Source organism: Micromonospora sp. NPDC005194 (genome assembly GCF_040608335.1).
Lineage (GTDB): Bacteria > Actinomycetota > Actinomycetes > Mycobacteriales > Micromonosporaceae > Micromonospora.
Window position 1 is genome coordinate 1 of the sequence record NZ_JBEXIA010000052.1, and the last position, 23,170, is coordinate 23,170.

16 protein-coding genes and 2 riboswitches are annotated in these 23,170 nt (G+C 71.1%); of the genes, 5 read left to right on the forward strand and 11 right to left on the reverse strand.

Annotated elements, in window-relative coordinates; translation table 11 throughout:
• Window positions 1-58: 58 nt before the first annotated feature.
• From ABZU53_RS29290 to ABZU53_RS29325, 8 genes are all read right to left on the reverse strand, one after another.
• Window positions 59-1,033: an aldo/keto reductase gene (locus tag ABZU53_RS29290; protein WP_354859905.1), complete on the reverse strand. Its 975-nt coding sequence runs from the start codon at window positions 1,031-1,033 to the stop codon at window positions 59-61.
• Entirely contained in the window at window positions 1,030-1,911 is an 882-nt protein-coding gene (locus ABZU53_RS29295) for an amidohydrolase family protein (protein ID WP_355068738.1), read from the reverse strand. The genes ABZU53_RS29290 and ABZU53_RS29295 overlap by 4 nt, the downstream gene beginning before the upstream one ends.
• Window positions 1,908-2,669, reverse strand: a complete 762-nt coding sequence (locus ABZU53_RS29300; RefSeq protein WP_355068740.1) for an SDR family NAD(P)-dependent oxidoreductase — start codon at window positions 2,667-2,669, stop codon at window positions 1,908-1,910. The genes ABZU53_RS29295 and ABZU53_RS29300 overlap by 4 nt, the downstream gene beginning before the upstream one ends.
• Window positions 2,666-3,694 carry an alcohol dehydrogenase catalytic domain-containing protein gene (locus ABZU53_RS29305; RefSeq protein ID WP_355068741.1) on the reverse strand — a complete coding sequence of 343 codons (1,029 nt, stop codon included), beginning with the start codon at window positions 3,692-3,694 and terminating at the stop codon, window positions 2,666-2,668. Before ABZU53_RS29305 ends, ABZU53_RS29300 begins: the two co-directional genes overlap by 4 nt.
• A 140-nt stretch (window positions 3,695-3,834) precedes the next feature.
• A complete protein-coding gene (locus ABZU53_RS29310; protein ID WP_355068743.1) occupies window positions 3,835-5,070 on the reverse strand; it encodes a mandelate racemase/muconate lactonizing enzyme family protein in 1,236 nt (411 codons plus the stop codon).
• 1 nt (window position 5,071) lies between these two features.
• Complete coding sequence (locus tag ABZU53_RS29315; protein ID WP_355068745.1) at window positions 5,072-5,899, reverse strand: carbohydrate ABC transporter permease; 828 nt, start codon at window positions 5,897-5,899, stop codon at window positions 5,072-5,074.
• Complete coding sequence (locus ABZU53_RS29320; RefSeq protein WP_355068746.1) at window positions 5,899-6,879, reverse strand: sugar ABC transporter permease; 981 nt, start codon at window positions 6,877-6,879, stop codon at window positions 5,899-5,901. The genes ABZU53_RS29315 and ABZU53_RS29320 overlap by 1 nt, the downstream gene beginning before the upstream one ends.
• 4 nt (window positions 6,880-6,883) lie before the next feature.
• Complete coding sequence (locus ABZU53_RS29325; protein ID WP_355068747.1) at window positions 6,884-8,044, reverse strand: extracellular solute-binding protein; 1,161 nt, start codon at window positions 8,042-8,044, stop codon at window positions 6,884-6,886.
• Between the two features lie 260 nt (window positions 8,045-8,304).
• Here ABZU53_RS29325 and ABZU53_RS29330 point away from each other — a divergent pair, with 260 nt between their 5' ends.
• Together ABZU53_RS29330 and ABZU53_RS29335 are read left to right on the forward strand one after the other, a co-directional pair.
• A complete protein-coding gene (locus ABZU53_RS29330) occupies window positions 8,305-9,075 on the forward strand; it encodes a FadR/GntR family transcriptional regulator (RefSeq protein WP_354859888.1) in 771 nt (256 codons plus the stop codon).
• A gap of 429 nt (window positions 9,076-9,504) precedes the next feature.
• Entirely contained in the window at window positions 9,505-11,328 is a 1,824-nt protein-coding gene (locus ABZU53_RS29335; RefSeq protein WP_355068749.1) for a family 43 glycosylhydrolase, read from the forward strand.
• 146 nt (window positions 11,329-11,474) lie between these two features.
• Here ABZU53_RS29335 and ABZU53_RS29340 read toward each other — a convergent pair whose 3' ends face one another.
• Together ABZU53_RS29340 and ABZU53_RS29345 are read right to left on the reverse strand one after the other, a co-directional pair.
• Window positions 11,475-12,470: a ribonucleotide-diphosphate reductase subunit beta gene (locus ABZU53_RS29340; protein ID WP_354859910.1), complete on the reverse strand. Its 996-nt coding sequence runs from the start codon at window positions 12,468-12,470 to the stop codon at window positions 11,475-11,477.
• Between the two features lie 38 nt (window positions 12,471-12,508).
• On the reverse strand, window positions 12,509-14,899 hold the full coding sequence (locus ABZU53_RS29345; protein WP_355068751.1) for a ribonucleoside-diphosphate reductase subunit alpha: 2,391 nt from the start codon (window positions 14,897-14,899) through the stop codon (window positions 12,509-12,511).
• 136 nt (window positions 14,900-15,035) lie between these two features.
• Window positions 15,036-15,256: riboswitch (cobalamin riboswitch) on the reverse strand.
• A 196-nt stretch (window positions 15,257-15,452) separates the two neighbouring features.
• Window positions 15,453-15,526: riboswitch (cobalamin riboswitch) on the forward strand.
• 58 nt (window positions 15,527-15,584) lie between these two features.
• Here ABZU53_RS29345 and ABZU53_RS29350 point away from each other — a divergent pair.
• From ABZU53_RS29350 to ABZU53_RS29360, 3 genes are read left to right on the forward strand one after another with little or no spacing between them, the layout of a single operon-like run.
• Complete coding sequence (locus tag ABZU53_RS29350) at window positions 15,585-15,788, forward strand: CbtB domain-containing protein (RefSeq protein WP_039906051.1); 204 nt, start codon at window positions 15,585-15,587, stop codon at window positions 15,786-15,788.
• Complete coding sequence (locus ABZU53_RS29355; RefSeq protein WP_355068753.1) at window positions 15,779-16,549, forward strand: CbtA family protein; 771 nt, start codon at window positions 15,779-15,781, stop codon at window positions 16,547-16,549. Before ABZU53_RS29350 ends, ABZU53_RS29355 begins: the two co-directional genes overlap by 10 nt.
• Window positions 16,546-17,148, forward strand: a complete 603-nt coding sequence (locus tag ABZU53_RS29360) for a histidine phosphatase family protein (protein WP_355068755.1) — start codon at window positions 16,546-16,548, stop codon at window positions 17,146-17,148. Before ABZU53_RS29355 ends, ABZU53_RS29360 begins: the two co-directional genes overlap by 4 nt.
• A 325-nt stretch (window positions 17,149-17,473) precedes the next feature.
• Here the strand turns inward: ABZU53_RS29360 and ABZU53_RS29365 are convergent, their stop codons facing one another.
• A complete protein-coding gene (locus tag ABZU53_RS29365) occupies window positions 17,474-23,059 on the reverse strand; it encodes a GH92 family glycosyl hydrolase (protein WP_355068757.1) in 5,586 nt (1,861 codons plus the stop codon).
• Between the last annotated feature and the right edge of the window lie 111 nt (window positions 23,060-23,170).

The following is a 23,170-nucleotide window of genomic DNA, read 5'->3' on the forward strand; positions in this document are numbered from 1 at the left end:
CGCCCGCCCCCAGAACCGGGGTGGGGGGGCCCGCCGCACCGCGTTCAACTGTGGGTCGTCACCCGCCGAGCAGCCCGGCGTCGCGCAGCGCCGCCCAGAGCTGCTCCGGCACGTCCGCGTCCGACCGGCGCAGGGTCTCGGTCACCTGGGCTGCGTCGCGCAGGCCGACCACGGTCGAGACCACGGCCGGATGCCGGCGGACGAACGCCAACGCCGCCTGCGGCAGGGTGACGCCGTACGCCTGACAGACCGCCGCGATCCGCCGCGCCCGCTCGATCAGCTCCGGCGGCGCCTGCTGATAGTTGTAGACCGCGTCGGCCGGTGGCTGGTCGCGGGCCAGCAGCCCCGAGTTGTAGACCCCGGCGATGACCACGCCGACCCCACGGGCCTGCGCGGCGGGCAGCAGGTCGTCGAGCGCGCCCTGTTCGAGAAGGGTGTACCGGCCGGCGCACATGACCACGTCGATGTCGGTCTCCGCGACGAACCGGGCCAGCATCGCCGACTGGTTCATGCCGGCCCCGATCGCGCCGATGACGCCCTGGTCGCGCAGCTCCACCAGCGCGGGTACCGCCTCGGACGCGGCCTGCTCCCAGTGCTCGTCCGGGTCGTGCAGGTACACCACGTCCACGCGGTCCAGGCCGGTGCGTTCCAGGCTGGCCTCCAACGACCGGCGTACGCCGTCGCGGCTGAAGTCCCAGACCCGCCGCAGGTCGGCCGGCACGTCGAAGCCCTGCGAATCACGCTCCCCCGCGGTCTCCGGCGAGGGTACGAGCAGCCGCCCGACCTTCGTCGAGACCACGTACTCGTCGCGCGGCCGGGACCGCAGCGCGGCGCCCAGCCGCCGTTCGGACAGGCCGAGGCCGTAGTGCGGCGCGGTGTCGAAGTACCGGATGCCGGCGGCCCAGGCGGTGTCGACGGCCGCGGCGAACTCGTCGTCGGACGTCGCCCGGAACAGGTTGCCGCCCTGCGCCGCGCCGAAGCCCAGCGTGGTGAGGCGGATCGCCGGCCGGCGGGGCAGCGCTCGGTCCGTCATGACGCCTCCAGCCGGTACGCGCGGTGGGCGGTCTCCCGCCAGATCGCCGCCTGCTCCTCGTCACCGAGTGGTGCCACCAGGTCGGCGAGCACGGCGACCCACCGGGTGTAGGAGCTGGCGAGCAGGCACACCGGCCAGTCCGAGCCGAACATGAGCCGGGCCGGTCCGAACGCGTCGAGCGCGTGGTCGACGGCGGGCCGCAGGTCGTCGGCCGTCCAGGATGATCCGTCCACCTCGGTCACCAGACCGGAGAGCTTCGCGGTGACGTTCGGTTGGGCGGCGAGCGCCCGCAGGTTGGCCGGCCAGTCGCCGAGGCTCCCCGTGCCGAGCGCCGGTTTGGCGAGGTGGTCCAGGACGAACGACACCTCGGGCAGGTCGCGGACGAGCCGGGTGGCCGCCGGCAGTTGGTGGTCGCGGACCAGCAGATCGTAGGCGAGACCGGCCGCGCCGACCGCCGCGATGCCCCGCCGGACGTCGTGTCGGTCGAGGTACGCCGGGTCGGGTTCGGACTGGACCAGGTGCCGGATGCCGACCAACCGCTCTCCGCCGCGTGCCGTGCGGAGCCGGTCGAGGCGCTCGTCGATGTCGTCGGCGGTGAGGTTGACCCAGCCGACGACCCCGCTGATGAGCGGGTCGTCGGCCGCGATGCCCAGCAGGTGCTCCGTCTCCGTCACGGAGGCGATGGACTGCACGACGACGGTCTCGGTGACGCCCGCGGCCCGCGCCGCCGGGGCGAGATCCGCCGGGGTGAAGTCGTTGTCGATCGCCGCCATCGTGTCCGGGTCGATCCAGGGCTGCGGGTGTCGCGCACGGACCCAGAGGTGGTGGTGCGCGTCGACGATGCCGGGGCGGCCGGCCGGCGAGGTCTGCTGCGTCATCGGCCCAACCACCCGCCGTCGACGGGCAGGACGGTGCCGTGCACGTAGTCCGAGGCCGCGGCGGCCAGGAACACTGTGGCGCCGGCCAGGTCGTCGGCGCGTCCCCACCGGCCGGCCGGGATCCGGCCCACGATCGCGTCGTTGCGCGCGGGGTCGTCGCGGAGCGCCTGGGTGTTGTCGGTGGCGATGTAGCCGGGCGCGATCGCGTTGACGTTCACCCCTCGGCCCGCCCACTCGTTGGACAGGGCTCTGGTCAGCCCGGCGAGGCCGGACTTCGCCGCGGTGTAGCTCGCGACGTTGATGCCGCCCTGGAAGCTCAGCAGCGAGGCGGTAAAAATGATCTTTCCGCGGCCCCGGTCGACCATCCGCCGACCGATCTCCCGGCTCAACACGAACTGGCTGGACAGGTTCACCTGCAACACCCGGTCCCACATCTCGTCGGGGTGCTCGGCGGCCGGCGCCCGGGCGATCGTGCCGCCGTTGTTCACCAGGATGTCCACCGGCGCCACCGCCGCGGCCTCCTCGGCCAACCGGTACACCGCGGCCCGGTCGCCCAGGTCCGTCCGGATGCCGGTGAACCGGCGACCGGCCGCCTCGACCCGTTGCTGCACCGCACTGCCCTCGGACTCCAACTGCGCCGACACCCCGATGATGTCCGCGCCGGCCACCGCGAGGGCCTCCGCCATCGCCAGGCCGATCCCCCGCCGGGCGCCGGTCACCAACGCGGTACGTCCCGTCAGGTCGAACAGGGCGCTCATCGGCCCTCCTCCCGCCAGTCGAGCAGCACCTTCATGACGCCGCCGCCACCCTCCAGGGCCGTGAACGCGTCCGTGACACCGGCCACGGGCAGCACCCGGGAGATCAGCTCCCGGGCCGGGATGACGCCCACCGCGACCAGCCGGATCGCCTCCACCACGTCCTCGCGCTGGTACAGCCGCGCGCCCAGCAACTCCAGCTCGCGCCAGAAGAACCGGTGCAGGTTCACCGGACGCGGCTGCGGGTGGATCGCCACCATCACCAGTCGACCCCGGGTGGTCAGCACATCCACGGCCGTGCCGACCCCGGCGGCGGAACCGGACACCTCGAACGCGACGTCCGCGCCCGCGCCCCCGGTCCGCTCGTTGACGAGCGCCACCACATCGGTCGGCCCCGGATCCACGGCCTCGATCCCGATCCCCGACGCGACCCCGCGCCGGAAGCCGTCCGGTTCGACGAGCAGAACCTGGGCCCCACGCACCCGGGCGACGGCCGCGATGAGGACGCCCACCGGACCGCCGCCGACGACGACCACGTGCTCTCCGGACGCCACCTTCGCCCGTCCGACGTCGTGCACCGCCACCGCGACCGGCTCGACGAGCGCCGCGTGGTCCAGCGGCAGATCGTCGGGGAGTGGAAGCACCAACTCGGCCGGCACCGTCCACGACGACTGCATCGCGCCGGGCGAGTCGATGCCGAGGAAGTCCATCGCGTGGCAGATGTGCGAATTGCCGCGGCGGCACGCCGCACACTGCCCGCAGGCACGGGTCGGCATCACGGTGACGGGCTGCCCGACGGTCAGCCCGGTGACGCCGTCGCCCAGCGCGGCGACCCGGCCCGACATCTCGTGTCCAAGCACCGCCGACGCGCCCACCCGGGCGTCCATGTCGCCGTGGAAGATGTGCAGGTCCGTGCCGCAGATCCCGGTGTACGCCACCGCGATCCGCACCTGGCCGGGGCCCGGCGGTTCTGGGGCACGGTCTTCGATCCCGAGATCACGCGCACCCCGGTAGACAACTGCCTTCACTGCTGCTCCGTCTCCACGTCGTTGGTTGGTACGGGTGCGTATGCCAGGGGCGGCCAGATCCGCATCCGTCGTGTCGGCGCCATCGACACGGTAATCATCCGACCAATCCTGGTCCAGTGGTCGCTTGCGGGCGGGCCGGCTCAGTGCCGCAGGGGTGCCACGTCGTTCTGGGACCCGACGGCATCGGCGAGCAGGGCCTCGACCGGGACCGGCCCGACGGTGGGCATCTGCTCGGCCACCGACAACAGGCGCTTGCCGGCCCGCTCCGGTCGGACGTTCGGGCTGCCGGCGGCCGGGCTACCGGTCCGCTGTCCGGCCGCCGCGATCGCCGCCTCGTCGACCCGGATGCCCAGGCCCGGTGTGTCGCCGAGAATGAAGGCGCCGTCCTCGACGTGCAGGTCGAGGCCGATGCCCGCCGGCGGCCGCAGATCCTGTAGTTCGCTGGCCAGGTGGTTCGGCACCGAGGTAGCGGCGTGCAGCAGCCCGACCGGGATGTTGCCGATGGGGCTGACCGGCAGGTCATGGGCATGCGCCAGGGCCGCCACCCGCAGGAAGTGGGTGACACCCCAGACGGCGGCCATCTGGACGATGTCGACCGCGCCCGCCCCGATCAGCGGGCGGTACTGCTCCAGCCCGGTGAGGTTCTCGCCGGTGGCGATCGACGCTCGGACGCCCCGGCCGACGGCGGCCAGACCCTCGGCGTCCCAGCGGCGGACCGGCTCCTCGATCCAGATCAGATCGAGGGTGCGTTCCAGCTCGGCCACGTGCCGGACGGCCTGCTTGCGCGACCACGCCTCGTTGACGTCGAGCATCAGACCGGGCCGCCGGCCGTGGCCCGCCTCGGTCAGCACCTCCCGCACCAGCGCGAGCCGGTGCCGGTCCCGCTCGATGTCGAGGCCGCCCTTGAGCTTCGCGGCACGCAGGCCGTACCCCGCGTAGACCTCGTACTCCGCGACCAGCTCGTCGTCGGTCAGACCGATGTCGAGGCCGGACGCGTAGGCCGGGACGCGTCGGTCCCGCCCGCCGAGCAGCCGCCAGAGCGGCTCACCGGCGAGCTGCGCCTTGATGTCCCACAGGGCCGTGTCCAGTGCGCCGATCGTCCCGAACACCAGCCCGCCGTGACCGGCCTTGAAGGTGTGCCGGAGCATCCGGTCGTACAGGCTGGTCACCGCGCGGGGATCTTCCCCCTCGATGGCCGGGAAGATCTTGTCGATCTCCACGTGCGGGCCCAGGCCGACGCCGCTGATCCCCCCGTCGGTCTCGACGATGGTGATCGGCACCGTCGTGACGCCGTCGGGGAACACGCCGTTGGCGTCGCCGACGGGCCGGCCCCACTCCTGGACCGTCGTCAGGGTTCGATACCCGGTGATGCGCATGTCAGCCTTTCGTGGAACCAGCGGCGACGCCGTCGGCGATCTGGCGCTGAAGGAACAGGTAGACCGCCAGGACGGGGATCGCGGCGATGAGCACCCCGGAGGCGAACGTCGGAATGTCCTCGGAGTACTGCCCCCGCAGCGAGGTCACCCCGACCATGAGGGTGCGGTGGTCGGCCGACGGCATCAGCAGCAGCGAGATGAGCACGTCGTTCCAGCAGAACAGCGTGTTGAGGATGCCGACCGAGAGCAGCGCCGGAGCGCCCAGCGGCAGCATGATCCGCCGATAGACGCCGTACACGGTGTTGCCGTCGATCCGGGCCGCGTCGACGATCTCCGCCGGGATGGTCTTGTAGTAGCTGGTCATCAAAAAGACCGTGAAGGGCAGGAACTGCGCGACGTACGCGAGGATCAGCCCCGGGTACGTGTCGACGAGACCGCTGTCCGCCATGACCCGGGCCAGCGGCACCATGATCACCTGGAAGGGGATGAAGAGCGCCGCGAGGCAGCCGATGAACAGCGCCGTCGAGCCCCGAAAGCGCAGTTGGCTCAGCGCGAAGCCGGCCATCGACCCGAACAGCAGCAGCAGGAACACCGAGCAGGCCACCACGAGGACCGAGTTGGCGGCGTAGCGGCCCATGCCGACGCTGGTCCACGCGGTGGTGATGTTCTCGAAGCGCAGCGCGTCCGCCAGGGAGAACCGGTCGAGAATGTACTCCCGGCGGGTCTTCATGGCGACGTTCGCGGTGAACAGCAGCGGGTAGATCGTCGCGAGCGCGAGGAGCCCCATCGGGATCACGAGCAACCATCTGCCCAGTCGGACGCGGGACATCAGTCTTCCCTCCCCGCTCGTCGGAGCAGCTTGAGTTGCACCAGCCCGACGACGAGCATGATGACGAAGAGGACGGTGGACGCGGCCGACGCGAGCGCCGGCCGGTTCATCTGCCCCTGCTGGATCCAGATGTAGTACTCCGGCAGGTACGTCGAGCCCTCCGGGCCGCCACTGGTCATGACGTAGAGCAGGCCGAACATGGACGTCAGCATCCCGATCATCGTGGTCACGAAGACGAACTGGATGGTGCGGGAGAGGCTGGGGATGATCACGTGCCAGATGACCTGGGCCAGTGACGCGCCGTCCACCCGCGCGGCGTCCAGCAGCGCGGAGTCCAGGGTCGCGAAGCCCGCGAGGAACACGACCAGGGCCATGCCGAAGGTCGCCCACACGTGTACGCCGACGACCGCGAACATGGCGACGTCCGGATCACCGAGCCAGTCCACCGGCCCGATGCCCACCGAGGACAGGACAACGTTGACAGGACCGTCAAACGAGAGCAGCAGGTTGAAGATCGCGCCGACGATGACCGGAGACAGCACGGCCGGGAAGAAGTAGACGCTGCGGTAGAACCGGTGCCCCGGCACGCGCAGGTAGATGAACGTGGCGAGCAGGCCCGGGATGGCCACCGCCACCGGCAGGAGCAGCACCAGCAGCCCCACGTTGCGCAGCGCCTGTTGGAACAGCGGATCGTGGAGCAGGTCGACGTAGTTGTCGAAGCCGACCATCGCCCCGTCGCGGTCGCCGTCGCCGGTGAAGGAGAAGTTGACGCCGAGTAGCAGCGGCCACAGCCGCAGCAGCACGAGGATCAGGACGGCCGGGGCGACCAGCACGAAGGGCGCCAGTTGTTCGGCGCGACGGCCGCTGGCGGCGCGCCGGGAAACGGGGCGGCCACGAGACGGCGGCGCGGAGGGCGGGAACCCGCCGGCCCGCTCGGCCGAGGCCGAACGGACCGACGAGAGCGACTTACCGATCGACACGAGATCAGCCCGCCGTGTCCACGGCGGCCATCTGCTTCACGACCTCGTCGACACTGATCGACCCGCTGAGCAGCTGCTGGGAGAGCCTGCCCATCAGGTCGAGCGCCTTCGAGGAGAGCGCCACGTGCGGCGCCGGCTTGCCGGTCTTGAGCGCGCCGACGATCGTGGTGACGGCCGGCCCAGCCTGCGACACGTCGATGGTCGTGTCGGCCGTGATCGCGCCGGCGTTGGCGTAGAACGCCTTCAGGGCGTCGGTGGAGGTCAGCGAGCGCACCAGGTCGGCGGCCACCTTCGGGTCCTTGGTCCACTTCGCGACCGCGTAACCGATACCGCCGTCGTACGGCAGGCTCGGGGTGGCACCACTGGTCACGGTCGGGGCCATCATGACGCCGAGCTTCTCCGGCGTGATGAACTCGTTGAAGTCCTTCCAGTGCCCGATGTCCGACATCAGACCGATGATGTGGGCGGCCTTACCGGACTGGAAGACGGCGAAGGCGTCGTTGAACATCGCGGTGGAGTTGGCCCCGTCGTTGTTCAGCTTCGCGGTGCCGGTCTCCTTCCACAGCTCGAAGATCCGCTTCACGTTCGGCGAGTTCCAGTCGCGCTTGCCGGCGATCCAGTTGTCGTACTCCTGCGGGGTGAGGACGCCCGACGCCAGGGCCGACAGGAAGAACTGGATGCCGATGCCCTCCTTGTTGCCGACGGCGAAGCACTTGGCGCCGGTGGCCTTGGTGATGGTGGCGCAGTTGGCGATGAACTCCGACCACGTCGTGGCCGGCTTCGCAGGGTCGAGGCCGGCCTTCTCGTAGAGCGTCTTGTTGTAGTAGATCGGATGACCCTGCAGCGTCACCGGAGCGGCGTAGGTCTTGCCGTCCTTGGCGAACGCCTCCCAACCGGCCAGCCGCTGCCGGTCCTCGCTCACGTACTCGTCGAGCGGCTGGAGCGAGTCCACCCGGTCGCGGATCTGGCCGCCACCGTTGAACAGGATGACGTCCGGCCCCTTGCCCGACTGGATGGCCGCGCCCAGCAGCGTGTAGTACTGATCGAACGGCTGGGCCACGAACTCGACCTTGACGTCCTTGTGCTTTTTGGCGAAGTCGGCCTTGGCCTTCTCCACGTACTGCGCGGAGCTGGCCTCGCCGGACTTCCAGTCCCAGACGACCAACTTCTTGTCCGAGCCTCCGGACGATGAACCCGAACCTGTCGCGCTTCCACAGCCAGTCAGGGCCAGCCCTGCAACGAGGACCGCGGACCACACTGCTCGTTGCTTCATCGTTGCTCACCTTCATATGGGGAGTGGCCGAGGGACCGGCCGTCGATGCAAGATTGACGAGAACGTAACTCGTATGACGTCTGACGTCAACGGTTGCCCGTACACTGGGGGCGGACTCGTGGGCCCGCTCCCGCGGCTACGCGGAGGTGAACGTGACGACATCGAACCAGTCGACCGTCAACGGCGGGGCGGCACCGACCTGGGCCCGTCGCCCGGCCAACCTGGCTCAGGCGATCACCGCCGAGCTGGTGACCCGGATCGTCCAGGGAGTTCACCCCTCGGGAACACCGCTGCCCCCCGAGCCGGTGCTCTGCGAGACCTTCTCGGTGAGCCGGACGGTCATCCGGGAAGCGGTGAAGATCCTGCAGGAGAAGGGGCTCGTGCAGGTCCGCCAGGGCAGCGGAACGCTGGTCACCCCGCCCTCGGCGTGGGACATGCTCGACGAACTCGTCCTCGCGGCGACCATCGCCGAGGACGACACCCTGGCGATCCTCGACGACCTGGTGGTCACCCGGCGGGTGCTGGAGTCCGACATGGCCAACGTGGCCGCGCGGCTCGCCGACGAGGAGACCGTCGACCGGCTGCGGGCCCTGGTGGACCGGATGGACGAACTGGTGGACGACCACGTCACCTACCAGGAGCACGACCGCGCCTTCCACGACACGGTCATGCAGGCGTCGGGCAACCGCATCGCCCGGGGCGTCGTCCGGTCCCTGGAGAGCCAGGTCGTCAACACCGCGCGCTACATGGGCCAGCCGGAGCGGGCCATGTGCGTGGCGTCGAACCAGGGCCACCGGCGCATCTACGAGCGCATCGCCGCCCACGACCCCGACGGCGCCGCGCAGGCGATGTTCACGCACATCACCGAGGCGTGGCTCGTCCGGCGCAGCGGGCCGGGCAGCCCGACGCGGCTGCAGCGCTGACGACCCGGTGCCGCAGCGCTGACGACCCGGTCGCCGGACGTTGGCGACCCCGGTCCGACCGGCCTGCGACGGCGGCGCGGAAATCCAGATTTATCCATCGCTTGAGAATGTTAGCGATAACAGACTACCCTCGGGCCGCAGAGGCGAAGGGCACGCTTCACCGCTCCACTCGATCCGCCGAGGTCGATGGAGTCGCGCATGACCAACGCCCGCTGGTGGGTGTCCGGGCCTCCCTCAGGGACGTTGACCACCGCCGTTGACAACGGCGGGACGCCGCGCGCGGGAGCCATGGTGGACCCCCGATCCCTCCTGCCGCTCTCGCGGCACGGCCACCACCGAGGTCCCGAAGCGACCCGCGACGACACGCGGCACCCGCCAGCGAGAGCGGCGAACCGTGCCCGCCCGTCGTGACCCATCCTGGAGGTACCGATGCACCCCACACCGCCACCACGGACGAAGAACCGGCTCCGGCGCGGCGTCGCCTGGCTCGTGAGCCTGCTGCTCATCTCGACGCTGACCCCGGCCACGGCCGCCCACGCGGACAACCCCATCGTCCAGCACATCTACACCGCCGACCCGGCTCCCCTGGTGCACAACGGACGGGTCTACCTCTACACCGGCCACGACGAGGACGGCTCCACGTACTTCACCATGAAGGACTGGCGGGTGTGGTCGTCGGCCGACATGGTCAACTGGACCGACCACGGCTCGCCCCTGAGCCTCAGCACCTTCAGCTGGGCGAGCGCGAACGCGTGGGCCGGCCAGGTCGTCGCCCGCAACGGCAAGTTCTACTGGTACGTGCCGGTGACCGCCCGGGCGACCAACTCGATGGCCATCGGCGTCGCGGTCGCCGACAGCCCCACCGGGCCGTTCCGGGACGCCATCGGCCGTCCGCTAGTGGGCAACGGCGAGATCGACCCCACCGTCTTCATCGACGACGACGGCCAGGCGTACCTGTACTGGGGCAACCCGAACCTGTGGTACGTCCGGCTGAACGCGGACATGATCTCCTACAGCGGCAGCGCCACCAAGATTCCGCTCACCACCGCCGGGTTCGGCACCCGGACGGGGAACGCGAGCCGGCCGACCCTCTACGAAGAGGGCCCGTGGGTCTACAAGCGCAACGGTATCTACTACAACGTGTTCGCGGCGGAATGCTGCTCCGAGTTCATCGGTTACTCGACCGCGACCGGCCCGACCGGCCCCTGGACCTACCGCGGGACGGTCATGCCCCGCCAGGGCGCGAGCTTCACCAACCACCCCGGAGTCATCGACTTCAACGGCGGCTCGTACTTCTTCTACCACAACGGAGCGTTGCCCGGCGGCGGCGGCTACACCCGCTCGGTGGCCGTGGAGAAGTTCACCTACAACACCAACGGCACCATCCCGACGATCAACATGACCACGACGGGCGCACCCCAGATCGGCACCCTGAACCCGTACGGGCGGCAGGAGGCCGAGACCATCGCCTGGGGCTCCGGCATCGAGACCGAGCCGGCCAGCGAGGGCGGGATGAACGTCGGGTTCATCGAGAACGGGGACTACATCAAGGTCAAGGGCGTGGGCTTCGGTACGGGCGCGACGTCCTTCTCCGCCCGGGTCGCCTCGGCCACGTCCGGTGGCACGATCGAACTGCGCCTCGGTAGCCCCACCGGCACCCGGGTGGGCAGCTGCGCGGTGCCGGGCACCGGCGGGTGGCAGACCTGGCAGACCGTCTCCTGCCCGGTCAGCGGCGCGACCGGGACCCAGGACCTGTACCTGCGCTTCACCGGCGGCAGCGGCAACCTGTTCAACTTCAACTGGTGGCAGTTCCAGGCCGGCGGCACCACGACGCCCACCCCGACCCCCACCGCGACGCCGACGCCGACTCCGACGCCGACTCCGACCCCCACCCCGACGCCCACTCCCACGCCGACGCCGACGCCGACGCCGACGGTCCCGGCTGGGCAGTCCTGCGCGGTGACCAACACCGTGGTCAACACGTGGCAGGGCGGATTCGAAGGACGGCTGACGGTCACCAACGCCGGGGCCTCGTCGCTCGCCGGGTGGCGGGTCACCTTCACCCTCCCCAGTGGGCAGACGGTGTCACAGGTCTGGAACGGCACCCTCACCCAGGCGGGCAACCAGGTGACCGTCGCGAACGCCGCCTACAACGGGCAGCTCGCGCCGGGAACGTCCACCACCGCGGGCTACCTCAGCACGAGCGCCACCACCAGTCCGCCGACCATCACTCCGACCTGCTCCCCCGCCTGAGGGTCACTCCACCCCCAAGAACACCCCCACCCCATCCCCACCTCGCCCGCCGCCGACGTTGATCATGAATTTGGTGCCCCTGACACGCCGATAGGGGAGCAGCAACTTCCTGGTCGACGGGGTGGGGAGGGGGTGGGGTGGGGGTCCTAGAAGTCGTCGTCGAAGGCCACCGTCCCGGTCACTCCCACCTGGTACGCCGACACCCGCCGCTCGAAGAAGTTGGACAGCTCCTGGACGTCCTGCAACTCCATGAAGGCGAACGGGTTGGCGGACCCGTAGTGCGGGGCGATCCCGAGCTGGACGAGACGGCGGTCGGCGACGTGCTGGAGATACTCCCGCATGTCCGCCCGGGTGAGACCGGGCACGCCCTGACCCACCAGGTCCTCGGCGAACTGGACCTCGCACTCGACGGCCTCGGTGAGCATCTGGCGAACCTGGTCGGCGAGATCGTCGTCGAACAGGTCGGGCTCCTCGGCACGCACGGTGTCCACCACGTCGAACGCGAACGCCATGTGCATCGACTCGTCGCGGAAGACCCAGTTGGTGCCGGAGGCCAGGCCGTGCAGCAGGCCGCGGGAGCGCAGGAAGTAGACGTACGCGAACGCGCCGTAGAAGAACAATCCCTCGATGCAGGCGGCGAAGCAGATGAGGTTGAGCAGGAACGCGCGCCGGTCGTCCCGGGTCCGCAGCTCGCGCAACTCCCCCAGCGAGTCGATCCAGCGGAAGCAGAACTCGGCCTTGCGGCGGATCGAGGGGATGTTCTCGATGGCGGCGAAGGCGGCGAACCGCTCGGTCTCGTCGGGCACGTACGTGTCGAGCAGGTTGAGGTAGAACTGGACGTGCACGGCCTCCTCGAACAGCTGCCGCGACAGGTAGAGGCGGCCTTCCGGGCTGTTGACGTGCTGGTACAGGTTGAGCACGAGGTTGTTGGCGACGATCGTGTCGCCGGTGGCGAAGAACGCGACGAGGCGGCTGACCAGGTGCCGCTCGGCCGGCGACAGCCTGTCCAGATCGGCAAGGTCGGCGTGCAGGTCGACCTCCTCGACCGTCCAGGTGTTGCGGATGGCGGCGCGGAACCGGTCGAAGAAGTGCGGGTAGCGCATCGGGCGGAGAGTGAGATCCATCCCGGGGTCGAGCAGCATGTGCGTGGTCCTCGCGTCAGCGGCGGTGTCGGAGACGGTCACTGGCACGCCTCGCACGACTCGGGGTTCTCCAGCGAGCAGGCCAGCGCCTCGGCGTCGCTCGTCGACGGCGTGACGAGGGCGACGGCGGCGGGCGTGACGGTGGCCTGCTGGATGCGCGTGGCGGGACGGGAGCGCAGGTAGTAGGTGGTCTTCAGCCCGGTCTTCCAGGCGTACAGGTACATCGAGGAGAGCTTGCCGATGGTGGGCGAGGCCAGGAACAGGTTCAGCGACTGGGACTGGTCGATGAACGGGGCGCGGGCGGCGGCCAGGTCGATCAGCGCCCGCTGCGGCAGCTCCCACGCGGTGCGGAACAGCTCCCGCACGTCGGCCGGGAGTTCCACGACGTCCTGCACCGACCCCTCCGCGCGCCGGATCGCCGACCGGATCTGCTCGGTCCACAGGCCACGCGCCTTCAGCTCGCGGACCAGGGCCGTGTTGACCTGGAGGAACTCCCCGGACAGGGTCTCGCGCTTGAACAGGTTCGAGACCTGCGGCTCGATGCACTCGTAACACCCGGCGATCGAGGCGATGGTCGCGGTCGGCGCGACCGCCACCAGCAGCGAGTTGCGCAGCCCGTACTCCCCGACCCGCTGGCGCAGCGCGGCCCAGCGCGCGGTCTGCGTACCCTCGACACCCCACAGGTCGGGTTGGAGCTGGCCCCGCGCGGCCCGGGTCTGGGCGTACGCCGGATGGGCGCCGAACTCACGCGCCAGGTCGGCGGAGGTCTCCAGCGCGGTCAGGTACAGCTCCTCGCTGATCCGGGTGGACAGCTTCCGCGCGGCCGGCGAGTCGAACGGCAGCCGCAGTGCGAAGAACACGTCCTGCAGGCCCATCAGCCCGAGCCCGACCGGCCGCCAACGGGGGTTGCTCGCCGCCGCCTGCGATGTCGGGTAGTAGTTGATGTCGATGACCCGGTCGAGGAACGTCACCGCGGTCCGGACCGTGGCGCGCAGTCGCGGCCAGTCGATGCCGCTCCCGGTCAGGTGGGCGGCGACGTTCACCGAGCCGAGGTTGCACACCGCGGTCTCGGCGTCGCTGGACACCTCGATGATCTCGGTGCACAGGTTGGACAGGTGCACCACGTTGCCCGGCTCGGCCGTCTGGTTGCACAGCCGGTTGGCCGCGTCCTTGAAGGTCATCCAGCCGTTGCCGGTCTGGGCCAGGGTGCGCATCATCTTCCCGTACAGCTCCCGCGCCGGCACCTGCCGCACGTAGCGGCCCTGCGCCTCGGCCGCCCGGTACGCGGCGTCGAAGCGCTCCCCCCACAGGTCGGGCAGCTCGGGAACCTCGTCCGGGTCGAACAGCGACCACACCTCGTCGGCCTCGACCCGGCGCATGAACTCGTCCGGGATCCAGTTGGCGAGGTTCAGGTTGTGGGTACGCCGGGCGTCCTCGCCGGTGTTGTCCCGCAGTTGCAGGAACTCCTCGATGTCCGGATGCCACGGCTCCAGGTAGACGCAGGCCGCGCCCTTGCGCCGGCCGCCCTGGTTGACCGCGGCGACGCTCGCGTCGAGCGTACGCAGCCACGGCACGATCCCGTTGGACTGCCCGTTGGTGCCGCGGATCAGCGCGCCCCGGGACCGGACCCGGGAGTACGCGATGCCGATGCCACCGGCGAACTTGGACAGGTTCGCGACCTGGGCGTAGCGCTGGTAGATCGAGTCCAACTCGTCGCGCGGCGAGTCGACGAGGTAGCACGAGGACATCTGCGTGTGCCGGGTGCCGGAGTTGAACAGCGTGGGTGAGCTGGGCAGGTAGGCCAGGCTGGACATCAGCCGGTAGAAGTCGACCGCCTCGTCCGGCGTACGGGACAGGCCGCAGGCCACCCGCAGCAGCCAGTACTGCGGGGTCTCCAGCACCAGCCGGCTGGTGGGGTGGCGCAGCAGGTACCGGTCGTAGACCGTACGCAGCCCGAAGTACTCGAAGCGGCGGTCGCCGTCGGCGTCGACGGCGTCGTCGAGCGTGCTGCCATGCGCGGCGACGAACGCGGCGGTCTCGTCTCCGATCAGCCCCTGCGCGTGGCCGGTTCGGATCGCCGCGCTGAACGAGGTGACGCCCTGTCGGCGTACCTCCCGGTCGATGTGGCTGGCCAGCAGCCGGGCGGCGAGGCGCGAGTACTGCGGCTCCGTACCGATCATGTCGGCAGCGGTCTGGATGGTCAGCCGGTCCAGCTCGGCTGTCGTCGCGCCGTCGTACAGGCCGCTGATCGTGCGGGTCGCCACCCGCAGCGGGTCGACGTCGGGCAGGTCGTCGGCCCAGCGCTCGACCTCGGCGACGAGCCTGCGCACGTCCACCGGCTCGCTGGCGCCGCCGCGTTCGCGGACCTGCCCCGGCGTACGCCGCAGGGCCGTCTCGCCGCCGGCCGCGGCTACCTCGGTAACTGTCACCACTCACTCCTCGCGAGCTTGAGGACCTGATGGCCCTCGGCACGAGGAGACCGACACCGGCGGACGCCACGCCGGCGGCGCGGATCCGAAAGGCGTCGGCCGTCCCACGCGGCCTCGGACCACCGCCCACCCGGATGCGGGTACGCGGCGCGCTGGCAGGTCTTCGGACTCGCGGGCACGACCGGGGTTCACCCGGTCCCCTACTGGCCGTCGCTTCCCAGGCCAGGTGGCGGCCCAGTGCTGATGACGGCTGTCGTTCCCACTCACCGCTGCGGGGCAGTCCCGGAATTCCACCGGGTTCCCTCTTGCCTCGGCCGCCCTGGGATGAGTGGCCGAACCAGCTGCGGTCGACACCATATATAGGGGCGACTGGGTTTGTCACACCCCACATGTCGGGTCCGGGCGTGTCGCGGTCGCCGCTGACGGCCGTCGTCGATCCGTCGGCGACGGCAGACGCGCGAGCATCCGGCGGGGTCGCGTTCGGACACCGCCGTCGGCTTGACCGACCGAACCGGCACCGATACGGTCGACCCACTATCTGCGGCGACGCGAGGGAAGCCGGTGAGAATCCGGCGCGGTCGCGCCACTGTGAGCGGTCCCCGACCCCGGGGCCGCGAGCCAGGACGCTCGGTCGTCCGCAGCCTTGCGATGGGGACGCGTCATCCCCGAGGAGGTTCGTGCACGCATGTCCAGTTCCACGTCCAGCCAGCCGCTGGTGCACCCCGCTGCCCCGACCCGTCTCCTGTGGACGGTCCTGGCCACCGTCGCCGTGCTCACCTTGCTGGCCTATCTCGTCGCCTTCGACCAGGGCGCGGTCTCGCGCAGCGGGACGTACCTGCACGAGCTGATGCACGACGGCCGGCACCTGCTCGGTGTCCCGTGCCACTGAGCGGCACCGGCACCGCACCCACGTTCGTCACGGTTCTCCTGCGCGGGCTGCTCGCCGGCCTGGTGGCCGGCCTGCTCGCCGGAACGTTCGCCTACGTCGTCGGCGAACCCCACGTCGAGGCGGCCATCGCCATCGAGGAGGCGGCGGCACACGCCGAACCCGCCACCGGGGGGCACCAGCACGACGAGGACGCTCTGGTCAGCAGGAACGGCCAGCACGGCGGGCTGTTCCTGGCCACCGCCCTGTTCGGGGCCGCGATGGGTGGCCTGCTGGCCACCGCGTACGTCCTGCTGAACCGGCGGCGGCGCACGGTTGACGACGGGTGGTCCGGCCTGCTGCTGGCCGGCGGCGCGCTGCTCGGCGCGGTGATCGTGCCGTTCCTCAAGTACCCGCCGAACCCGCCGGCCGTCGGCGACCCGGCCACCATCAACCAGCGCACGGTCACCTACCTGCTGCTGGTGGTCCTCGGCCTGGTGGCGGTCTGGTCCGGTTCGCTGGGCTACCGGTCGGTCGGCGAGCAGGCGCCGGTGTGGCTGCGCGCCGCCGCGGCGGTCGGCGGGTTCCTGCTGGTCACCGGCGTGGCCTACGTGGTGCTGCCGTCGTTCCAGGAGGTCCCGGGGGACTTCCCCGCCACGCTGCTGTGGAGCTTCCGGCTCGCCTCCCTCGGCACCCAGGTGGTGCTGTGGACCGGGATCGGCCTGCTCTTCGCCGCCCTGATGCACCGGCAGCGCGCGGTAACCGACGCACGACTGGCCGGGTGAACGCCACCAGCCTGCGGCTGGTCGCCCACGGTCACACCGCCGCCCTGCGGCGGGCCCGGTTCGGCGGGGACGACACACTGGACGAGGGTGGCCGCAGCGCCGCCCTCGCCCTGTCCCCCACCGTGCTGGGCCGGCGGGCGCCGTCGGGCGACACCGACGCCTGCCTGTCCAGCCCCGCGGCGGCGGCCGTCCAGACCGCGTACGCCCTCGGTCTCGCGCCCGCTGTGGAGACGGCGCTGGCCGACTGCGACTACGGCGACTGGACCGGCCGGTCGCTGAAGGAGATCGGCGCCGCGCAGCCCGACGCGCTGCACGAGTGGCTGTCCACCCCGGACGCCGCGCCGCACGGGGGCGAGTCCGTCGCCGCCCTACGCGAGCGCGTCGGCCGCTGGCTGGACCAACAGCGCGGCCTCGGCCGACGGGTCACGGCCGTCACCCACCCGCTCGTGATCCGGGTCGCGGTCGTGCACGCCCTGGGACTACCGCTGGCGACGTACCGGCAATTGGACGTCGAGCCGTTGGCGGTCGTCCGGCTCACCGGCCAGGGCCCACGGTGGCGGCTCCGCCTGAGCGCGCCTCCGGCACCCGCGAGCGGGTGACGACTGTCGACCACGGCCCCTGTAGAGCTGCCCCAGATTCGGGGCGGCATGGAAGCGGTGGGGTCGGGCTGCCGGCAGGCGTACAGACCGGTGAGCGACATACCGCAGAGGTATGAATATGACTCCGAGGTATGTGCCTCACGGGCGACACGGCCTCGCCCGCCGCGCGGGGCGACAAGGCCACGCAAGACCGGCGGCCGCGCGACCCGCGACGCACGACCACGACGCGTGACGCGCGCGAGTCTCGGGGTCGAGATCGGGCGGGCCCAGGACGGGTGTCGGGCGGGCCGTGAAGCACGGCCCGCCCGACTGTGTTGTTCCCGGCTTACTTCGCGCCGGTGACCGTGAACGGTCGGGACACCGCCGTCGCCGACGTGGCGCCGGACAGCGTCACACTGGTCACGCCCGGCTGCGCCGAATCCGGAACGGTGACGGTCGCGCCGGAGACCACGCCGTCGCCGTTCGCGCGTACCGTGCCGACCGCACGACCGTCGCCGACGCTGACCGTGATCGCCTCGTTCGGCGCGAACCCGGAACCGTCGACAGTGATCGACATACCGCGCGGTCCGGACGTCGTGGGCAGCGACACCCGCGGCTGGTAGGCCGGGCCCGCCGGACGCGCGGTCACCTGGACGGTGGCCGTCGCCGGCGTACCCGAGGACGCGCCGGTGGCGCTGACGGCGTACCGGCCCGGGGTCGTGTCCCCCGACGTCGCGACGGAGGCGCGGACCGTGCCCGTCGCGGACGCCGAGACCGTCACGCTCCGCGTCGTGCCGGCGGCCAGAACCACCGTCACCCGCTCGCCGGCGGCGAACCCGCTGCCGTCGACCGTGACCGCGTCACCGGCGACGACCGGCTGAGCCCCGGACACCGCGAGCGTCGGCTGCGGCCCGGCACGCCGGACGGTAACGGTGAAGGTGGTGGTGCTGCTCGACAGCGTGTCCCACGCCGTGACGTGCACCGTGTAGGTGCCCTCCCGCGCGTAGGTGTGCTGGCCGCTCAGCGCGCCGGCCGCGCCGACCGTCACGTCGTCCGGAACCGTGCCGTCGCCCCACTGGACGCGGGCGCGGTAGCCGGTCGCGCCGGGGACACCGCCGGTCACCGACCCGAGGTTCGCCGCGAGGACCTGCCCGGCGTCGACGCTCTGGTCGGCGGGGGCGGTGGTCGCCAGCGCGGCGGCCGGCGTGCCGTCGTCGGCGACGGCGAACACGTGGATCCGGCCCGCCGAGCGGGGATCGCCGGTCTGCGTCGGCAGGGTCACCGAGACCAGCGTCTTACCCGCCGGGATCTGGTACGGCGTGGTGGCGAACAGGAACGGCTGCGCGCCGTCGCGGCTCGTGCCGCTCAGCCGGTACGCGGATTTCGCGACCACGATGTTGCCGTACGACGGGGTGCCGTTGGCGTTGCCGCCCAGCGTCCAGTCACTGAACTGGATCGGGATGCTGGCGGTGCTGCCGTCGCTGAACGTCACCGTGCCGGCGGTGCTCTGGTTGCCCTGCGTGCCGGCGCCGATGAACGAGATGGTCCGGGCGTCGGACGGCAGGTGCAGAGCGATCGTCGCGCCGTTGCCGGTGGCGTTGTCCGGTTGCCCGGCCGGGATCTGCGGCAGGGTGAAGCCCAGCGCCGTGCCCGGCACCTGCTGCCGCTGACCCTGGGTCACGCCGGCCGCGGCCAGGGCGGCCCGCGAGTACGCCCACGACTTCGCGTCGCAGTCCGCCGCGAGGGTGCCCTCGTCGCCGACGCACACGGTGTCGAACGCCGCGGCGAGACCGTTCTGTGGCGCGTACGCGACGTCGACGCCGACCGTCACCGAGCCCTGGCTGGTGCCGTCGGTGACGGTGACGTTCGCCTGGTGGTAGCCGGGCGTGGCGTAGGTGTGTTCGCCGCTGACGCGGTAGACGGCCCGTGAACTCAGCGTCAGGGTGCCCTCGGTGGCCGGTGAGCCGTCACCCCAGTCGATCGTCGCCGAGTAGTCGTCGGCGGCGCCGCCGGTGACCGTGCCCAGCGCCACCGTCGCGGGTGCGCCGGAGAGCGCGTGCCCGCCGTCCGTGGCGGTCACCGTGATGTCGCCGCCGCCCAGGTCGAGGTCGCCGCCGGCGAGCAGCTCGATCTCGGCGAGGGTCGGCTGCGCGGCGCCGACGGTCTTCGTCACGACGAGGCGGAACTGGGAGTACCGCCCCGGCTTGTCGATCCGGAACGGCCGGGTCTGGTTGCGCCAGCGGAACACCTCGCCCGCGCGGGAGTCCAGGGTGCTCCAGGTGAGACCGTCGGTGGAGCCCTGCAGCCGCCAGTCCGCCGCGTCACCGGCGCCCGCGCCGGAGGTGAGTGTGTAGTACGTCGGCTTCTGGCGGCCGCCACGGGCGGCCCAGCTGATCTGCGGCGTGCCCGACGACGCGGTCAGCTGCGTGGTCGACGAGTCGTCGAACAGCTTTGACGCGTCCTGGCCGCCACCGGCGGTGGCGGTGCCCAGGCCGGGCCCGGTGACGTCCTGCAACGGCTCGGGTGCCGCGTCACCCTTCGTCAGCGACGGCGGCCCGTCGTTGCGGCCGGTGCCCCAGGACGACGGGTTCGGTCCCATCTGGAAGTCGATCGTGCCGCCCCGGGCGAGCGCGGACACGTCGACGGACACCTCGCGCTGCTTCTTGCCGTTGACCTTGACGCTCTGCACGTACACGTTGCGGGTGCTGTTGTTCGCGGCGTTGACCACGATGTCGCCGGTCGGGCGGTGGACGGTCATCCTGGTGAACTGCGGCGAGCCGATGGCCCAGTGGGTCGAACCCGCCTGCAACGGGTAGATGCCCAGCGAGCTGAGGACGTACCAGGCCGACATCTCCCCGTTGTCCTCGTCGCCCAGGTAGCCCTGGCCGATCTCGCTGCCGACGTAGAGGCGCTGCATGATCTCGCGCACGATGGCCTGCGTCTTCGCGGGCGCGCCGGCGATGTCGTACAGGTACGGAATGTGGTGCGACGGCTGGTTGCTCATGCCGAGCTGACCCAGGCGCACCGCGCGAGCCTCGAGCATCTCGTGGATGACGCCGCCGTAGCCGCCGGGGCGGTCGGCGTTCTCCGGGGTGGTGAAGAAGGTGTCGAGCTTGTCGCGCAGGGCCTCCTGCCCGCCGTACAGGTTGATCAGGCCCTGCGGGTCCTGCTGCGCGGTGAACGCGAAGTTCCACCCGTTGGTCTCGGTGTAGACGCCACCCCAGTCCAGCGGGTCACCGGCGAGGAACGTGCCGGAGGCGTCGCGGCCCTGGAAGAGCTTCGTCTTCTCATCGAAGAGGTGGACGTAGTTGCGGGCACGCTCCAGGAAGTACCGCGACTCCTCCTTGAGCTGGTCCCGCCGCGACTTCGGCGTGGCCGGGTCCTTCGCCAGGGCGGCGGCCATGTTGCCGATGCCGTAGTCGTTGATGTAGCCCTCCAGCGCCCACGACACCGACTCCCCCGTGGAGGTCGGCGTGTAGCCGAGGAACAGCGAGGTCTCGATGCCCTTGCGGCCGACCGCGCCGCGCCCGGACGCGACGGTCGCGTCCTTGACGGCCGCGTCGTACGCCGCGAGCGGGTCGGGCAGCTTGACCCCGGTGAGGTACGCCTGAGCGAGAGCCACGTTCGCGCTGGTGCCGGTCATCAGGTCGGCGTAGCCGGGCGACGACCAGCGGGCGATCCAGCCGCCGTCACGGTAGTGCTGGACGAAACCGTCGGAGATCCTGGCGGCGACGTCCGGGTAGAGCAGCGAGTAGGCGGGCCACACCGTGCGGTAGGTGTCCCAGAAGCCGTTGTTGACGTAGATCTGGCCGTCGACGATCTTCGCGCCGGTCCGGGTGGCGGTCGACGTGCCGGTCGGCGCGGACACCGGGCTGGCGTACTGCCAGTGGGGTGCGGCGGCGGTGCCGGTGTTCTCCGACTGGGAGTTCGGGTACAGGTTCAGCCGGTACAGGTTCGAGTACATGGTGACCAGCTGGGTCTCGGTCGCACCCCGCAGCTCGACCCGGCCGAGGCGGTCCTTCCACGCGGCGGTGGCGGCGTCGCGGATCGCATCGAAGCTCCGGCCGGTCACCTCCAGGTCGAGGTTGCGGCGGGCCTGGTCGACGGAGAGGAACGAGGTGGCGATCCGCATCGTCACCTGCCGCTCGGCGGAGACGTCGAAGGTGGCGGACGTCGCGGTGGACGTCGTCGGCGCGCGGTCGAAGGCGCCGGAGACGAACATGCGGCTGCGCCCGGCGGACAGGCCGCTTCCGTTGTCGACCCAGCCGGTGAAGGTGCCGTCGGCGCCGATGGTGAACGTGCCCTTGGCGAAGACGAGACTTCCGGTCGCCGGGCCGGGGCCGAAGGTGAACCGCATGATCCCGGCGTGGTCGGTGGGTGACATCTCCGCCACCAGACCGCTCTGCGTCGCGACCCGGTAGAGGTCCGGCTGTGCCGTCTCGTCGTCGTGCCGGAAGGCGAGCGCACGGCTGGCGGGTGACCCGGTGAGGGGGCCGTCGCCGGCCACCGGCATCACCGACATCTGGTTGCGGTCACCCATCCACGGGCTGGGCTCGTGGGAGATCGCGAGGCCCTGCAACGTGGGCAGGTTGGCCGCGTTGTTGGCCCGGTGGTACTCGTACTCCCAGGAGTCGGAGGTCGCGTCGGTCACCGGGGTGAAGAAGTTGAAGCCGTTCGGCACCGCGGTGATCGGCAGGTTGTTGCCGCGCGAGAACCCGCCCGTCGAGTTGGTTCCGCGCCGGGTGTCGACGTAGTTGGTCAGCCGGGAGCCGTCGATCGCCGCCGGCGAACCGGTCACCTCGACGTCGTCGAGCCAGCCCTGGAACCGGGTCTCCCCGGTCGCCTGCGGGTTGTCGTAGGCGAGCAGGATGCGGTCGATCGTCTTGCCCCGGGCGACGGCGCCGATGTCGGCGCGCACCGCGTTCCACTGGTCGGCGTAGAGCACCTTCGACGCGCCCTGGCCGGCCGGCGTCAGCGCGTAACCGTGCTGGTCCACCGCCGACCGTCCGCTGAGGTAGCTGCCGTCGGTGAAGTGCAGGTCGACGGCCGCGTAGGTGGACGGGTACCGGGCGTCCTGGCCGGTGAACTCGGGGAAGATCCGGTAGGACAGGCGGGTGTTCGGCCCGACCGGGATGTCGACGTCGAAGAGCCTGTTCGTCGCGTACGAGCGGCCGTCGGCCTCCGCGCCGCCGGAGTAGCGCAGCGCGGCCAGCCCGGTGAAGCCGGCGCTCGGCTTCGTCGTGTAGCCGCCGACCGGCCCGGGGCCGACGCCGGTGACCATGGGCGTGGCGGGCGGGCGGACGTCCGAGCCGTCGCTGATGTCCCAGCCGGCGAGCTGGGTCAGGGAGTTACCGGAGTTCGCGGAGATGGACAGCCGGTACCAGCCGTACGCGGTCGTGTTGGTGACGCGGTACGTGTTGGTGGCGAACCGCTTGGCGAAGCGCTGCTGCGTCTGCCGGTCCAGGTCCGTCCAGGTGTTGCCGTCGGTGGAGCCCTGGAGGGTGAAGTCGCGGGGGTCGCGGGTCGGTTCGTCGTCCGCAGAGGTCAGCGCGTACCGCGCCACGACCGCCGGCTTCGCCAGCCGGTACGTCACCCAGCCGGTCGGTTCGAACGCCAGCCACTTGGTCGACGGGTTGCCGTCGGCGAGGTTCGCCGCGATCTCGTTCGGCGGGTTCTGGGCGCTCGCGGTCACGGCATCGACCTGGCCGAGCAGGCTGCCGGGCAGGTTCGCGCTGCTCGATCCGCTCAGGTTGCCCTGCACGGGCCGGCCCGACCTGTCGACCTCCACGGTGCTGGTGGCGGGTTGCGGGTCGGCCGACTCGAACGAGGAGCTGAAGGAGCCCGGTGGGGCGGCACTGGGCGCGGCGTTGGCCAGGGGCGCGGCGACGACCAGCCCCAGCGGCAGCAGGGCGGCGGTGGTCGCGGCTGCCATCCGGAGGGACACGGTGCGCGCACGAGGGAGATACGGCATGGGGGCGGGGCCTTTCGACTCGATCCGGTCGAGTACGTCGTACGTCTGGGTGGAAGGGGACGGTGGCTGCTG

Bases quoted from the DNA above. Each gene is read 5' to 3' on its own strand.
- ABZU53_RS29290 (WP_354859905.1), bottom strand. From the start codon at position 1,033: ATGACGGACCGAGCGCTGCCCCGCCGGCCGGCGATCCGCCTCACCACG.
- ABZU53_RS29295 (WP_355068738.1), bottom strand. From the start codon at position 1,911: ATGACGCAGCAGACCTCGCCGGCCGGCCGCCCCGGCATCGTCGACGCG.
- ABZU53_RS29300 (WP_355068740.1), bottom strand. From the start codon at position 2,669: ATGAGCGCCCTGTTCGACCTGACGGGACGTACCGCGTTGGTGACCGGC.
- ABZU53_RS29310 (WP_355068743.1), bottom strand. From the start codon at position 5,070: ATGCGCATCACCGGGTATCGAACCCTGACGACGGTCCAGGAGTGGGGC.
- ABZU53_RS29315 (WP_355068745.1), bottom strand. From the start codon at position 5,899: ATGTCCCGCGTCCGACTGGGCAGATGGTTGCTCGTGATCCCGATGGGG.
- ABZU53_RS29335 (WP_355068749.1), top strand. From the start codon at position 9,505: ATGCACCCCACACCGCCACCACGGACGAAGAACCGGCTCCGGCGCGGC.
- ABZU53_RS29340 (WP_354859910.1), bottom strand. From the start codon at position 12,470: ATGCTGCTCGACCCCGGGATGGATCTCACTCTCCGCCCGATGCGCTAC.
- ABZU53_RS29350 (WP_039906051.1), top strand. From the start codon at position 15,585: ATGTCCAGTTCCACGTCCAGCCAGCCGCTGGTGCACCCCGCTGCCCCG.
- ABZU53_RS29365 (WP_355068757.1), bottom strand. From the start codon at position 23,059: ATGGCAGCCGCGACCACCGCCGCCCTGCTGCCGCTGGGGCTGGTCGTC.